16 protein-coding genes are annotated in these 14,333 nt (G+C 54.9%); 10 read left to right on the forward strand and 6 right to left on the reverse strand.

What is annotated here, in order from left to right; genetic code table 11:
• Positions 1 to 56 precede the first annotated feature (56 nt).
• Positions 57 to 1,025, forward strand: a complete 969-nt coding sequence (locus tag ACZ1HV_RS27035; protein WP_298965522.1) for a FecCD family ABC transporter permease — start codon at positions 57 to 59, stop codon at positions 1,023 to 1,025.
• On the opposite strand, the gene ACZ1HV_RS27040 is transcribed toward ACZ1HV_RS27035, so the two are convergent.
• Both ACZ1HV_RS27040 and ACZ1HV_RS27045 read right to left on the reverse strand, forming a co-directional pair.
• The gene (locus ACZ1HV_RS27040; protein ID WP_472716871.1) at positions 985 to 2,223 is read right to left on the reverse strand and encodes an MFS transporter; all 1,239 of its coding nucleotides are present in this window, start codon (positions 2,221 to 2,223) and stop codon (positions 985 to 987) included. The genes ACZ1HV_RS27035 and ACZ1HV_RS27040 overlap by 41 nt on opposite strands.
• Before the next feature lie 237 nt (positions 2,224 to 2,460).
• Positions 2,461 to 3,327: an SDR family oxidoreductase gene (locus tag ACZ1HV_RS27045; RefSeq protein WP_472716872.1), complete on the reverse strand. Its 867-nt coding sequence runs from the start codon at positions 3,325 to 3,327 to the stop codon at positions 2,461 to 2,463.
• A gap of 133 nt (positions 3,328 to 3,460) precedes the next feature.
• On the opposite strand from ACZ1HV_RS27045, the gene ACZ1HV_RS27050 reads away from it, so the two are divergent.
• Positions 3,461 to 3,880, forward strand: coding sequence for a winged helix-turn-helix transcriptional regulator (locus tag ACZ1HV_RS27050; RefSeq protein WP_472716873.1), 420 nt, complete (start codon positions 3,461 to 3,463; stop codon positions 3,878 to 3,880).
• A gap of 23 nt (positions 3,881 to 3,903) precedes the next feature.
• Here ACZ1HV_RS27050 and ACZ1HV_RS27055 read toward each other — a convergent pair whose 3' ends face one another.
• Both ACZ1HV_RS27055 and ACZ1HV_RS27060 read right to left on the reverse strand, forming a co-directional pair.
• Positions 3,904 to 4,815 carry a hypothetical protein gene (locus ACZ1HV_RS27055; protein ID WP_472716874.1) on the reverse strand — a complete coding sequence of 304 codons (912 nt, stop codon included), beginning with the start codon at positions 4,813 to 4,815 and terminating at the stop codon, positions 3,904 to 3,906.
• Between the two features lie 22 nt (positions 4,816 to 4,837).
• The gene (locus tag ACZ1HV_RS27060) at positions 4,838 to 5,650 is read right to left on the reverse strand and encodes a helix-turn-helix domain-containing protein (RefSeq protein ID WP_472716875.1); all 813 of its coding nucleotides are present in this window, start codon (positions 5,648 to 5,650) and stop codon (positions 4,838 to 4,840) included.
• A 133-nt stretch (positions 5,651 to 5,783) separates the two neighbouring features.
• Here ACZ1HV_RS27060 and ACZ1HV_RS27065 point away from each other — a divergent pair, with 133 nt between their 5' ends.
• Positions 5,784 to 6,167, forward strand: a complete 384-nt coding sequence (locus tag ACZ1HV_RS27065; RefSeq protein WP_472716876.1) for an MAPEG family protein — start codon at positions 5,784 to 5,786, stop codon at positions 6,165 to 6,167.
• A gap of 70 nt (positions 6,168 to 6,237) precedes the next feature.
• Here ACZ1HV_RS27065 and msrB read toward each other — a convergent pair whose 3' ends face one another.
• Both msrB and ACZ1HV_RS27075 read right to left on the reverse strand, forming a co-directional pair.
• Entirely contained in the window at positions 6,238 to 6,702 is a 465-nt protein-coding gene (msrB, locus tag ACZ1HV_RS27070) for a peptide-methionine (R)-S-oxide reductase MsrB (protein ID WP_298818523.1), read from the reverse strand.
• Positions 6,703 to 6,786: 84 nt separating this feature from the next.
• Entirely contained in the window at positions 6,787 to 7,764 is a 978-nt protein-coding gene (locus tag ACZ1HV_RS27075) for a GGDEF domain-containing protein (protein WP_298818524.1), read from the reverse strand.
• A 401-nt stretch (positions 7,765 to 8,165) separates the two neighbouring features.
• On the opposite strand from ACZ1HV_RS27075, the gene ACZ1HV_RS27080 reads away from it, so the two are divergent.
• From ACZ1HV_RS27080 to mnhG, 7 genes are read left to right on the forward strand one after another with little or no spacing between them, the layout of a single operon-like run.
• On the forward strand, positions 8,166 to 10,550 hold the full coding sequence (locus ACZ1HV_RS27080) for a putative monovalent cation/H+ antiporter subunit A (protein WP_472716877.1): 2,385 nt from the start codon (positions 8,166 to 8,168) through the stop codon (positions 10,548 to 10,550).
• Complete coding sequence (locus tag ACZ1HV_RS27085) at positions 10,550 to 10,969, forward strand: Na(+)/H(+) antiporter subunit B (RefSeq protein ID WP_298818622.1); 420 nt, start codon at positions 10,550 to 10,552, stop codon at positions 10,967 to 10,969. Before ACZ1HV_RS27080 ends, ACZ1HV_RS27085 begins: the two co-directional genes overlap by 1 nt.
• Positions 10,969 to 11,346 carry a Na+/H+ antiporter subunit C gene (locus tag ACZ1HV_RS27090; protein ID WP_472716878.1) on the forward strand — a complete coding sequence of 126 codons (378 nt, stop codon included), beginning with the start codon at positions 10,969 to 10,971 and terminating at the stop codon, positions 11,344 to 11,346. The genes ACZ1HV_RS27085 and ACZ1HV_RS27090 overlap by 1 nt, the downstream gene beginning before the upstream one ends.
• A gap of 5 nt (positions 11,347 to 11,351) precedes the next feature.
• The gene (locus tag ACZ1HV_RS27095) at positions 11,352 to 12,941 is read left to right on the forward strand and encodes a Na+/H+ antiporter subunit D (protein ID WP_472716879.1); all 1,590 of its coding nucleotides are present in this window, start codon (positions 11,352 to 11,354) and stop codon (positions 12,939 to 12,941) included.
• Positions 12,938 to 13,414 carry a Na+/H+ antiporter subunit E gene (locus tag ACZ1HV_RS27100; protein ID WP_298965315.1) on the forward strand — a complete coding sequence of 159 codons (477 nt, stop codon included), beginning with the start codon at positions 12,938 to 12,940 and terminating at the stop codon, positions 13,412 to 13,414. The genes ACZ1HV_RS27095 and ACZ1HV_RS27100 overlap by 4 nt, the downstream gene beginning before the upstream one ends.
• Entirely contained in the window at positions 13,411 to 13,767 is a 357-nt protein-coding gene (locus tag ACZ1HV_RS27105) for a cation:proton antiporter (RefSeq protein ID WP_298818534.1), read from the forward strand. Before ACZ1HV_RS27100 ends, ACZ1HV_RS27105 begins: the two co-directional genes overlap by 4 nt.
• The gene (gene mnhG / locus ACZ1HV_RS27110; RefSeq protein ID WP_298818536.1) at positions 13,764 to 14,108 is read left to right on the forward strand and encodes a monovalent cation/H(+) antiporter subunit G; all 345 of its coding nucleotides are present in this window, start codon (positions 13,764 to 13,766) and stop codon (positions 14,106 to 14,108) included. Before ACZ1HV_RS27105 ends, mnhG begins: the two co-directional genes overlap by 4 nt.
• Positions 14,109 to 14,333: the final 225 nt, after the last annotated feature.

The raw sequence follows: 14,333 nt of genomic DNA on the forward strand, positions 1-14,333 counted from the left end.
AAAGCTGGCGTTTTCTCGGTCTGGTTCTGGTTGGCGTTGCGGCCCTTTGCCTCTCGATGATTGTCGCGGTTTCAGTTGGAGCCGTTCCGGTTCCGGCCGGAACAGTGCTTGGTGTTATTGCGAACAAGTTGGTTCCAGGTCTGTTTGACGTGACATGGTCGAGCGGCCGGGAAGCAATTGTCTGGGAAATCCGGTTTCCAAGGGTTCTGCTTGCGGGTTTTGTCGGCGCTGGGCTGGCCGTGGTCGGTGCTGCGCTGCAGTCCGTGACACGCAATCCGCTCGCTGACCCGCATCTTCTCGGGATATCATCGGGCGGTGCCGCTGGCGCGATCCTGGCCTTGCTTCACACTGGCCTTTTCCTTGGATTGCTAACCGTTCCGCTGATGGCGTTTGCCGGTGCACTTGTTGCAACGCTCGTGGTGCTCGGCGTCACGCGTTTTGCGGTTGCTACTAGCGCCGACAAGCTTGTGCTTGCCGGAGTGGCCGTCTCCTTCATCATCATGTCGCTTGCCAATGTGCTGATTTTTCTCGGAGACCCGAAAGCGACGCATACAGTTGTTTTCTGGATGCTGGGAGGTCTTGGGCTGGCCCAATGGCTCCATCTCCTGTTTCCGCTTGGCATTCTGCTCGTGACGGTTCCGTATCTCATGCTCAGGGCTGCGGATCTCAACGCCATGACCATCGGTGATGAGACTGCGGCAACGCTCGGTATCCCGGTGACACGTTTCCGTTTCACCGTGTTTGTCGTCGGCGCACTAATCACGGGTGTCATGGTTGCATTTTCCGGGATCATCGGATTTGTCGGTCTGATGATCCCGCATATTGCGCGGTTCCTGGTTGGGGGCAGTTATACGCGTGTCCTGCCTGCGTCATTGCTTCTTGGAGCGATTTTCCTGATCTGGGCAGATGTTGCGGCACGCACCTTGATGGCCCCGGAGGATATGCCCATCGGGATTGTGACCGGTCTGATCGGCGGCGTGTTCTTTATTGTCCTGCTGCGAGCGAAGACCGGCGGCGACCGCTGAACAGGATGAAAATGGCGATGGCCATGTTCAAGAGGTTCCAGGCAATACCGTTCAGGAATGCGGCTTCATAAGATCCGGTCAAATCGTAGATCAGGCCCGAGAGCCAGCCGCCAAGGGCCATACCCAGGATGGTCGACATGACCACGAGGCCGACACGTTGGCCCGCTTCTCTTGCCGGCAGGTATTCGCGCACGATGACGGCATAGCTCGGTACGATGCCTCCTTGTGAAAGTCCGAAGATCAGAGATACGAGATAGAGCGAGGCAAGACCGTCAAAAGGTATGAACAAAAACAGTGAGAGACACTGTCCGACAGAACCGAGCAAAAGTGTTTTGATGCCACCTATTTTGTCGGCGATGAGGCCTGAAGCCAATCGGCTGAGCACACCTGCGCCTGTCATCAACGCGATCATGTCTGCGCCGGGTGCAACGCCATAACCCAGATCCACGCAATAAGCCACGATGTGAACCTGCGGCATCGACATGGCGACACAGCAAGCTATTCCGGCAATCACCAACAGCGTCTGGAGAGCTGCTGGCGACAAGCCTGTCGTCTTCCCGCCGAAGCGGGCATGTACAGGTGCTGCCGACAATGCATTTTCAGGCGGGGGACGCCGCAGGATGAATGCCAAGGGCACCATGGTCGAAATGCAGATTGCGGCGATGAGCAGGTAGGTGTCCCGCCAGTCAGTAAATCCAAGGCTCCATTGAATGATCGAGGGCCAAAGAACGCCAGCCAGGTAATTGCCGCAGGCAGCGCACCCGACAGCAAAACCGCGCCGCTTTAAGAACCAGTGCGAGATATCCGCGATCAAAGGACCAAAGGTTGCCGAGGTTCCAAGGCCGATCAAGAGGCCTTGGGCGACTGTAAAAAGCCACACATTCGGCGCGAGCGCGGCCAGTGCAAATCCGGAACTTAGGAAAACAGCCGATACGATAACCGGGAGCACGATCCCGTAACGGTCAACAAATCTGCCGAGAATGTAGTTGCCGGCAGCAAATCCAAGCATGGTTGCGGTGTAGGGCAGGGCCGCATCGGCCCTGTCGATGCCGAAATCGTTCTGAACGGCGGGCAGCACGATAACGACAGCCCACATTCCGGCTCCGCCAAGAGTTCCAAGCAGAATACAGATCGCCAGCCGGAACCAGGCGTATGGCCCGTCCGGAGAATAGGTATCAGGGGTCGCTGAGCTGGTCACTGTAACAAGGGCTCCGGTGATGAAGTTCCGGGCTACCAGCTTTGCACAGCACAATCCAATTCAATTTGCTCATGAAATCGGTCAGAAATTTGAATGAATGGCTTGGGAGAGCTAGTCGTTGAGGCCGGTAAAGCGCTGCCAGAAAGACTGGCAGCGGCCTCGTTGCCAACGTATTGCGGAATGTCTTTCAAATTGCCAACAAGGGGCCTCCCGATCGGAAAGCCCCTTTCAGCCGGATCAGACTGTACTTTCGGACGCGGCCAAGGTTTCTTCGATAAAGCTCCGCAATGTTTTGGCGGGGCGACCGATAAGCTTTTCAAGGTCTCTTGAGGCAGTTTCAAGTTCGCCGGCCTCAGCGCCGCGATCCGCGTCAGCCAATGCTTTGGCAAGCCCATCCGGCAAGCCAGCCTGGACAAGCATTTCGGCGTAAGTCGTTTCGTCCAGATTGTTATACGCAATGGCGCGCCCGGACAGCCGGGAGAGCTCTTCGGCGAACTCGTGACGGGTGAATGCAGGTGTTCCACCAAGATCAAACGAACGTGTCGAGAGATCCGTGCCGGCAACCACTCTGGCAGCAGCTTCGGCATAGTCCTCCCGCCCGGCAGCAGAAAACTTGCCGTCACCACTCGCACCTGTGACGGCTCCGTGGGCAAGTGCCGCGGCAAGAGTGCCGGCGAAGTTTTCAAGATACCAGCCGTTGCGCAAGATGGCGTGAGCGATGCCGCTCTCTGCAAGCAGCTTTTCCGTTTCAATGTGTTCAGCACCCAAAATCAAACTGGATTTGGGGACGTTCAACAAGCTTGTATATGCAATGAAATGCACTCCAGCTGCCTTTGCAGCATCGATGATTGCAGCATGTTGAGGAACCCGTTTACCCACTTCGGATCCTGAAATCACCAGAAGACGTTCAACTCCCGAGAGTGCGGCGGCAAGACTGGCCGGATCGTCATAGTCTCCCCTCACTACCGAGACTTGGTCCGAGGCAAGGTCTTGTGCTTTCGCCGGTGTTCGAACCAACGCGCGAACTTGTTTGCTGGTTGGCCTTGTAAGATGTCTCAGGACAAGACGTCCCAATTGGCCATTAGCGCCCGTGACTGCGATCATTGTGTTTCTCCTTCAAACGATCGGTGTTGGTTCGGATGCCTTCCATGTAGACGCAGTGCTTACTTTTTGTTAGTACATACAAAAAGGTTAGTTTTGAAGCCGTTCAAACCGGGGCTAAGACTTGGAAAGAAACATGACAGACCAGTCAGATGGCGCACCTTTGGCGGATGCGGGAACGTCAAAACCCTTGTCAGCGATGCTGCGGCAAGGGGAGCTTTTCAATCAAAACTGCCCTTCGCGCGAAATCCTGAAACACCTGACAAGCCGCTGGGGTGTTTTGGTGCTGATTGCGCTGTTGGATCAGGAGCACCGGTTTTCCGAGCTCAGGCGCAAAGTGGGAGGCGTCAGCGAAAAGATGCTGGCGCAGACATTGCAGACGCTTGAAGCGGATGGTTTCGTCAACCGTTACTCCCATCCCGTCGTACCGCCGCATGTCGACTACAGCCTGACCCCTATCGGGCAAGAAGTGGCACTAAAAGTACGCGACTTTGCCGATTGGATAGAAGTGAATATCGGGCGCATTCTCGCAGCTCAACAAGATACTGCGTCATGAATTGATGGAGCAGGGGAGAGGCATCACCCGGGCTGACTTGGCGGGCACAAGGTGACATTCTCACCGGATTCCAGTTTGAACCCAACACAGCCTGAACCCGAGTTTTCCGCTGGTACAATGCGCTTAAGGACGGGTGCAGAAAGCTCTATTTTCTTGATTTCTTTCAGGTGTCCGTCTGTAAGACCCACGACGCGCAGCTGTCGCAGATTGTCAGAAGGCACGACCAGTTCCGGACGACTGTCTCCAGTCCAGGAAATGTCCGCGGAGAGGTCCTGACGCCGCGATCCGATCTTGTGGTTGGAAAAACCTGGGAGTGATGCAATCGGCATGAGTTCCTTGCCCCGCCATTCAAGCACATAGAGCGTTCCGCCGATATGGGGTGTCTCGACGTAGGCAATCTGTTTTGACCCAGTCCCGGCGTAATCTGCAATGCCGGCAATGTTCAGCCACCTGTTGCTGCGGCCGATCGGTTCGTTGCTGGCAAGCTCAACAAGTGCGCTGCCGCGAATTCCGAAAATCGCGATGCTGCCACCTGCGTCTTGAAACGACTTGATGGTGATGATCTCGGGGTGACCATCTCCGTCCAGGTCGACAATCCGGGGAGTACGGTCCTCGAAAACGTGCGACCTTGGAAGGATGAGAGAAAATTTCCGCCCATCCCGAAATGCGACGTGCAATGCCCCGGCTTCGATAGCGTCGCCCAAGATGTTGTGGCGATATCGATCGGTGGGGGCTCCATACCACGCTGCAACTGATTGGCCCTCAGGTGTCGTGTGAAGTGCGAATTCACCATCCGGCAATCCACGTTCGGGTCTTGTCTGTTGTCCGTTCCAGACGGTCTCGGGCAAGGCCGATACCGTGCTGGCACTCAATGGAGCAGTGACAAGTCCCACTGAAATCAGCACGAATGCGAAAGAAGCAATTAGTCGCTGCATCAAACTTAAACTCTCTTGTTGTTCATTCTGCTGCCGCTGTTCCAGCAACCGCAGTCGGTGTAGCAGCTGCCAGCAGGCAGTTTTGAGTTTCGGTGTCCATCGGAACCATCATCTCGATGGTCATGCCTTCAATGACTGCATCCTGAACCGATGCAAGTTGACCCAGCAAAGATGTCACACGAAGTCGGCTTCCATCCGGCCCCATGAACTCCACAGGTACAAAAACCGGGACATCTTCGCGAAAGGTTTCGTCCAGACCTTCGAGGATACCGCTGGCATGAGCCTCTTCAAGCAGATCTGCAAGTGCGGGATCCTCTGCAGCTTCACGGTAGAGCCTGGCGGCGAAGATCGGCGCTGCTTCCTCCCAATTTAGGATTCTTTCCCGAAAGGAGGATGACAGAAAGACCTTGAACAGATTGGCAGGCTGGTTCTGTAGGTCCGTCAGGCCACCCAGAAATAGTTTTCCAGGGTTGTTAAGGCGCAGGATGGTCCAGCGCTTGTCCAGGACAAAGGCCGGAAACGGCCAATTTGCAAGAAGACGGGTTTCAATGAGATCGAGTGCTTCCAAGACATCCGGCGAATCTTCTGCACGGCATTTGTAAGGGCTCGAAAAGCCGGCGGTTTCATAGAGGATCTGACTGCGTCCAACGGGCAGGGCAAGCTCTCGCTCGATCCGCTGGATCATATAGCGACTGGGCTGTGCGCGTCCGGTTTCAAGAAAAGAGACATGACGCTGCGTGGAGCCTATCCGTCCGGCAAATGCCTGCTGTGACAGACCACGTTCACGACGCAGGGATTTTAGTGAATTGCCGAAAGCCAGACTTTGCACATTCATTGATGAAACCGCCGGGTAGTGAGCGCCATAGTTCGGTTGATCCTGAATATTCCCTCCAAGGGAATTGCTGCGGATCGAAGAAAACTTAGGTTTGCCAAGGATCCCGCGCAACACACGAACTCTGGAGGTCGGAATGACGACATGGATCTTGGCTGTTCTCCTGCTTTACCTGGCACAGATCTATTTCAGTGCATTGTTTCTGCTGCCCTATGTCACCTTTTCGCAAATCGTTGGCGGTCGGGACGCAATGCCGGATCGCGGAAAATTTGCGCGCAGGGCGGATCGCGCCCTCGCCAACCTGAAGGAAAACCTGCCCTTTTTTCTGGTGCTTGGGGTTTTGTCGCTGATCGTTCCTGGGGCGAATATTGAGCAGGCGACTTTGGGGGCGAGCCTCTTTTTCTTCGCACGCCTCGCTTATGTACCCCTTTACGTCAGCGGTATCCCTTTTCTGAGGTCAATCGCCTATACCGCCGGACTTGCGGGCACTGTGATCATGGGGCTGGCAGTGGTCGGCTGACGAATGCCGGGCGCTAAAGGCGCCCGATTGCATTTACAGAAGGGAATTTGAAGGTGACTGACGGAACCTGTCAGCTGTTTTCAGTCTCTTCTTCGGAAACGGTCGAGGGCGGCCTGCCGCCATGGATGAAGTTCATGGCATGTCCATTCAGGCAGTATCTCAAACCTGTTGGAGGCGGGCCATCAGGGAAGACGTGACCGAGGTGAGCATCACATTGCGCACAACGGATTTCCGTTCGGACCATGCCGTGGGAGCGATCTTCAAGCTCACGAATTGCGTCTGTGTGAACGGCTTGGAAGAAGCTAGGCCATCCGCAACCGGCATCAAATTTGGTATCCGACATGAATAGCGGGGCATCGCAGCAAATGCAGTCGTACCGGCCGATCAGCTTGTTATCCCAATTAGGTCCGGTGAACGGGCGTTCCGTCCCGGATTGCCGCGTGACATAAAACTGTTCCGGCGTCAGCTGGTCCATCCATTCCGCGGTGGTTTTTCTCACCTTCGGTACATTCTGTCGCGTAGTACTGTCGCTCATTTCCCGTTTCCCACCGTTACCTTTGCCACGAAAATAGGGGCCGAACATGGCCTCGGCAAGTCATCTGCGGATTGCTAAGCGACACTATTTCGTTAGATAATTCATCACCGTCTTGACGCGGTTTCCGCCTTCTTGGCGAGCCTGGAAAACGCAGCTTTCGGCTGCGGCCAGAATGAATTCAGAATTCTCAGAAATTCCGGTCTGTTCGGGAACCGTACAAGCGGCGCCCACCGATGCGGTAACGATGCCATTGCCCGCCTTGTTGTCGGCATTTGGAATGCCAAGATCCTGGATCGCCTGATGGATATAGGCGCTGATCGTCTCAACACCCATCTCGTGTGTTCGTGGCAGGAGCAGGGAAAACTCAGACGTTGCGGTGCGCGCTGCGACATCGGCAGGCCTTCGAGCCGTCTCTTTCAGGGTTTTGGCGACTTGCGCCAGGCAAGTCTCGGCGGCGTTCGAACCATAGTGTTCCGCAATTGCGTCGAACCTGTCGAGAGAAACCTTGATGAGACTGGTGTGGGTCTGTTCGCGTAGCGCTATAGCCCATTCTCGCTTGAGACTGTCTTCAAATGCGCGACGGTTGAACAGTCCTGTCAGCGGGTCGGTCTGGGAAGCGGCCTCGAGTTGGCTTTCCAGTTCTTTCTGCCGGGCGATGTTTCTGAAATAAACGGCATAGGCTTCTGGTGCGCCGCTCTCATCCCGAAGAATGTGGCTGCTGACTTCCGTCCAGACAAGCGGACCGAAGGCAGTGCGGAGTTGCAGGTCGGCAAGAGGCAATGTGGCCGCAAATTCTGCGGTACCCGACAGGATCTGGTGGAGCAGTTCCGCATCACTGTTTGATGCTTCGACATAAACAAGGTCACGCAGTTGCTCAGAGAGCTTTTCGGTACTCCAGCCAAAAAGACGCTCAGCGGCGGGGGATATGAAAGTTGGGGTGCCGTCTGATGACAGGACAATCAGAGCATCGTTGCTGAGTTTTAATAGTGTTTCAAAGTCGAGGCTGGACGGTCGGATCATATCCGTTGCCGACGAAAGACCTTTGTTGTCGTCTAGCGTCATTGTTGCCTCGCTCAGAATTCTGGTGGCAATTTAAAACTGAACGGTATCCAGCCGTCGAAATCAAGTGGTCTGAAAAGTTTCTTGCGCGCTTCGGACTGGCGGATGGAGAATTGGCTCCGGTCATCGGCACCGGCCACTATGAATTCCCGTCTTGTGATCTGTAACTTTGGCTCAAGCAGCTGGTCTCTCAGGCTGGCACTTACGGTAGAACTACCAGCTTGATTGGCAGCCAAACTGAAAATGCGCCTCTAAACACGTGAAAATCGTATCAGGAGCGCTTGAAACACAGTATCGCTTGCCTAAGACATGTCATAACTCTTCCTGACCGCTATTATCTTGCGGAATGGGAATTGATTCGAAGTCATATGTCCCGCCGATTTAGTTTGTGACGAAAGATCACCATGACGCCAGCAGCGATCGACGACACCACACTTTACGCCGTTCTGGCGCCATTTGCGGCCGCCGTGGTTGCCCCGATCCTGACACGCTGGTTCAAACACAATGCCGCATGGCCGCTGGCAATTGTTCCGGGAATGATTTTTCTGCACTTTGCCGGGTTCATTGGGCCCGTTTCCGAAGGTCAGACCTTTGTCGCTTCGATGGCTTGGGCACCCAGCTACGGAGTGAATTTTTCGGTCTATGTTGACGGGTTGTCGACACTTTTCGCCCTGCTGATTTCCGGTATCGGAACATTCATAATCCTCTACGCGGGCGGCTATCTGAAAGGCCACCCTCAGCAGGGGCGTTTCTTTTCCTTCCTGTTCATGTTCATGGGCGCGATGCTCGGGCTGGTGCTGTGCAACAATCTGATTTCGTTGTTTATTTTCTGGGAGCTGACGTCAATCACATCGTTCCTCCTGATTGGGTTCGATCATTTGCGAGCGGCGTCCCGACGTGCGGCAGTTCAAGCGCTTGTGGTGACCGGCGGGGGCGGACTTGTGCTCCTGGCAGGCTTTATTTTGATCATCAATGCGACCGGCGAAATCGAGATGTCGGTGCTCTTGTCGTCCCCCGACATCATCAAGGACAGCGGTCTGTACGTCCCGATTTTCCTGCTGGTTCTCGGAGGGGCGTTTACCAAGTCGGCGCAGTTCCCGTTCCATTTCTGGCTACCCAATGCCATGGAAGCGCCGACACCGGTTTCGGCCTATCTGCACTCCGCCACAATGGTCAAGGCAGGTGTCTACCTGCTGATGCGGGTTCATCCATTGCTTGGAGATACCGCACTTTGGACGACGGTTCTGCCGCTCTTCGGCGGCATAACGCTTCTGGTTGGCACAATCCTGGCTGTCCGCATGACGGACCTGAAGCTGATGCTGGCCTATACGACCGTTGCCTCGCTCGGACTTCTCGTCATGTTGACTGGGACAAGCCACGAAAAAGCCCTTGAAGGAGCGGTGCTCTATCTGCTTGCGCATTCGCTGTTCAAAGGCGCGCTTTTCATGGTGGCCGGCACCATCGATCATGAAGCTGGAACGCGAGATATCACCAAACTTGGCGGGTTGCGCTCCGCGATGCCCATAACCTTTGTGGCGGCTTGTCTCGCGGCCCTTTCCATGGCCGGCTTGCCCCCGTTTATCGGCTTCATTGCAAAGGAAGTGCTTTACTACGGAACCTGGGGCTGGCTGGAACTGGGGCTACCGATCACTGTGACTGCCGTAATCGGCAATTCGCTAATGCTTGTGATTGCGGCTGCCGTTGCCATCAAGCCATTCTTTGGGCCAAAGGTCGACACCCCGAAACATGCTCATGAAGGGCCTATCCTTCTCTTCGCCGGACCTGTTTTCTTGTCTGTGACAGGTCTCGGATTGGCGTTGATTGCGCACACTACCGGCGTGCTGTTTGTTGGCCCGACCCTCTCGTCCCTGCTTGGTGAATTCAAAAGCATAGATCTTCACCTGTGGCCCACCAAGATCAACGCGCCGCTGATCCTGTCCGTGATAACGATAGGGCTCGGTATTGCCCTGTTCACACAGCTTGACCGTTTGCGCTCTTTCATCGCAAGTGTCCTTGCCGCGATCGGTTGGGGCCCCGACAAAGGATTTGACCAGTTCGTTTCGGGTATTGTTGGTCTCTCGGCGTGGATAACACGTCGCCTGCAAACCGGAAAAATGCACACTTACATGATGCTGACCTTCGGGTTCACGGCCTTGGCAGTGCTTTTGCCCGGATACCTAACCAACAGCTTGCCGGCCATGCCGAAAATGCCGGAGTATCGCTTCTACGAATGGGGCATTTTCTTCATCGCCATCCTTGGACTGATCGCGGTGCTGATAGCCAAGACACGCCTGACTGCAATCGTCTCGCTCGGCATCCAGGGCTTTGCAGTTGCATTGATCTTCATGATGTTTGGCGCACCCGATCTGTCATTTACCCAATTCATGGTGGAGACACTGTCCGTTGTCATCCTTGCTCTGGTCATGACGCGGCTCAATCTTTCACCGCGCGATCATCGCACGGCTCCGGCTGCTCTCGGTACGGGTGTTATCGCTGCCGCGGTGGGGCTGGGTCTGACGCTGACCTTGCTTGCCATCACCCAGCAGCCGTTCGACAGCCGGCTGTCCGAGTTCTTCACCGAGTACAGCCGTTCGATCGCGCATGGGCGCAACATCGTGAACGTGATCCTGGTGGATTTCCGCGGTGTTGATACGCTCGGAGAGATTGCTGTGGTGGTGCTTGCCGGGCTTTGTGTGCTTGCTCTGATCCGCGTACGAACCAAGCCAGAAGCAACGTCCGACGGGAGTGACCCGGATGTTGTGCCGACCCGGAAAGCGGAGGCACGATGATGCGCACGATTATTTTCCGCACCATTGCACCATACCTTGCCGCGCTCATGGTTCTGTTTTCGATCTTTGTGCTTCTGCGCGGCCACAACGAGCCGGGGGGCGGGTTCATCGGCGGGCTGATCGCAGCTTCCGCATTGGCGATCTACGGTATCGCTTGCGGTGTTGCTTCCGTGCGCAGGGCCATTGTGTTTCATCCGATGGGAGTGGCAGGTTTTGGTCTCTTTATCGGGGCATTGGCGGGAACCCTTTCGTTTTTCAAGAACCAGGCCTTCATGACCAGTCAATGGCTGATCTTCGATCTCTTTGGGGTTGAGATTCCCTTGTCCACACCGCTTGTCTTCGACATCGGCGTCTATCTGGTTGTCGTTGGCGCAATCGGTTCAATTGCCCTTGCTCTGGAAGAAAGGGAGACCGACTGATGGAGACCGGTGTTTCGATCCTGATTGGGCTGTTTTTTGCGGTGGCCGTTTATCTGATGCTGTCCAAGCAACTGGTGCGCATGTTGCTCGGTATTGCGATTTTGGGCAATGCGGTCAACATGCTCATTTTCACCAACGGACGGCTGACCCGCGAGGTTCCGCCCCTCATTCCGGAGCATCTCTATGTGCCGGAAATTGCCACTGCAAATCCGCTTCCGCAGGCACTCGTGCTGACCGCAATCGTTATTTCCTTTTCGTTCTTTGCATTCCTTCTGGTGCTGGCGTTTCGTGCCTACCAGGAACTGGATACGGATGAAGTGAACCGGATGCGTGTCGCCGAACCTGAAAATGATCAAACTCCGCCGCAAGGGTACTGAGCTTTATGGCTGGTTCATCCGTTTCCGTTGACTATTCAGAAGCCATGGCAACAGCGCCCGTAGCGTCGGGCGACTGGTTGGTGATCGCGCCGATCCTGATCACCATGCTGGGTGGCGCCGTTTGCCTGATGTTGCGCAAGAACACAGACATTCAGGCAAAGATGGGCATTGCGCTGCTTGGTTTGCTGGTGCTTGCATCGCTCGGGCTTTTGATAAGAGTGCTGGATCATGGGGTTATAACCATGGTCATGGGCAGCTGGCTGCCACCGTTCGGTATTGCGCTGACCGCCGATGCGTTGGGGGCGACACTGACGCTCATCGGTGCGATTGTCGCTTTTTGCGCAGGTGTTTATGGAGCGTCCACCGTTGACAGTACCGGCCGGCGTTACGGGTTTTATCCTTTCCTCTTGCTGTTGATGACTGGTGTCAGCGGCGCTTTCCTGACCGCTGACATATTCAACCTGTATGTCTGGTTTGAAGTTCTGCTGATTTCCTCATACGGACTTCTCATCCTCGGAAATGACCGGATCCAACTTGATGGTGCCGTCAAATACGGTGTTCTCAATCTTGTTGGCACAAACCTTTTCCTGATCGCGACAGGTCTGCTCTACGGGATCTTCGGCACGCTGAATATGGCCGATATCGCCATCAAGGTGGCGGAGCTGGAGAACCCGGCATCGGGTACTCTTGCGACGGTTGCAGCGCTCTACTTCCTTGCCTTTGCAATGAAGGCGGCCGCCTTTCCGGTCAACTTCTGGCTTCCGGCCTCGTACCACACGCCGAACATTGTGGTTTCGGCCGTCTTTGCCGGTCTTCTGACAAAGGTAGGGGTCTACGCGTTGATCCGCATTTTTGTGCTGATCCTGCCAGAGTCGCGCATCTTCATGTCGGATGTTATCGGATGGGTCGCGATTGTGACGCTTCTAACGGGTGCAATTGGAGCGCTTGCGCAAAGTGAGGTCCGCCGCTTGCTGGGCTATCTTGTGATCGCCGGGATCGGCTCCATGCTTGCCGGGGTTGCGGTTGGGTCTGTTCTGGCTGTCTCCGGAGCGATCTTTTACGCAGTCCATTCGATCATCGTCATGACGGCCCTATATATGGCATCGGGTATCATGAACCTCTTGGGAGGGTCTTATGATCTGCGCAAACTTGGCGGCCTCTACCAGAAAAACGTGGCCTTTGCGGGTGTGTTTCTTGTTCTTGTCTTTGCCGTTTCCGGGTTGCCGCCTTTTTCCGGCTTCTGGCCAAAAGTGATTTTGGTCGATGCTGCCTTCCAGGACGATAGGGTCTGGCTTGGCGCAGCAATCCTGATCAGTGGTTTCCTGACGACGCTCGCCATGGGCCGCGTTTGGATCTATGCATTCTGGCGTGGCGGGCCGGAAGGGACGCCTGATGGTCAAACCGCACAGTCGGTTGTCACCGATACGTCTCAGTTGACTGGCGCGGCTGTTTGGCTGCCGTTGGGAATTTTGACCGCGCTCATCATTTATTTCGGTTTGCAGCCCGAATGGATGCTGGAACTATCGACACAAGGCGCAAGTGGTGTCGTCGATCCGCTCGGCTATGTGCGCTCAGTCTTTGGAGGTGAGGGATGACTGGTCTCTTTCTCATAAACATCCTGCTCGCGCTTGCGTGGGGTGCCGTTTCGGGAAGCTTTTCTGAGATCAATCTGATCTTCGGATTCATCCTCGGGTTTGGCGCGCTCTATCTCATTCGCGAACAAGTTGGAACTGCCGGATATTTTGAAAAAATCGTCAAAGGGTTCGGCCTGGCTTTGTTGTTTGTATCGGAACTGGTTCTGTCCGCCTGGCGGGTCGCAACGATCGTATTGCGCCCGCGTATCGAATTGCAGCCCGGCATCATCGCATTGCCGCTGACAGTCGATCGCGATTTTGAAATCACAATGCTGGCGAACCTCATTACGCTGACGCCAGGCACCCTCTCTGTCGACGTTTCTGACGACAGGAAAGTGCTTTATGTTCACTGCATCGACGTTCCGGATCCACAGGCCACCATCGATGACATCAAAAATGGCTTCGAGCGCAAGATTCTGGAGGTGTTCAGATGAGCCCGCTTGAAAACTTCTCGTCGCAATTTTTAGGGGTCTCGGTGCACATCGCGCTGGTATTGCTGACAATTTCCTTCGTTGTGATTGTAATCCGTACGGTCAAGGGGCCAAGCCTGCCGGATCGTGTGGTCGCTCTGGACATGCTTGTCGCGGTCGGCATCGGCTTCATCGCTGCTATGGGTGTTTTGACGGGCTATTATCTTTATATCGACATTGCCATCACGCTTGGCCTCGTCGGATTTCTGGCAACTGTCGCCTTTGCGCGTTTCGTATTGAACCGAGGTCTGGCAGGTGATGAGACCATCATGGAAGAAGTCGAAGAGAGCATTGAGCGCAGGAAGGCAGGACGATGACTGCTGTTGTGGAAATTGTGACCGGGCTGATGCTGATCATCGGCGCATCGTTCGCTCTAGTCGCGTCAATTGGTCTTTTGCGCCTGAAAGACGTTTACATGCGTACTCATGCAGCCTCAAAAGCGGGGACGCTCGGCTCGGGCGTAATGCTGCTCGCGCTTGCAGTTGACGCTGGCGACCTGGCTGTTGTGACCCGTGCCATTGCCGGTGTTGTGTTCTTCTTGTTGACTGCCCCTATTTCTGCCCACTTGTTGGCCAAAGCTGCGTACGCGGCGGGATATCGCCCCTGTGCCGATACAAAAGTGGATGCATTGGCCGAAATCATGCGGCCAAAGGGATAAGTGTGTTTGTGTTGTGATATTAGCTGATCAAAGTCAGTGCACTCGACTATACTTTTGGACCATTGTGAAACTAGGTGCATAGGAATCGGTCAATATTTGTAGAATTTTATTTTTATTGCCTTTAGCCGACTTTTATTTGTTTTGTGGGGTTGTCTGATCAGGACTCCGGCGATATAAGGCGGTGACAATCACCTGCAAAGTAGAATCGTTCCCGATTTCTAAGTT

Source organism: Roseibium sp. JB4-4, assembly GCF_055693425.1.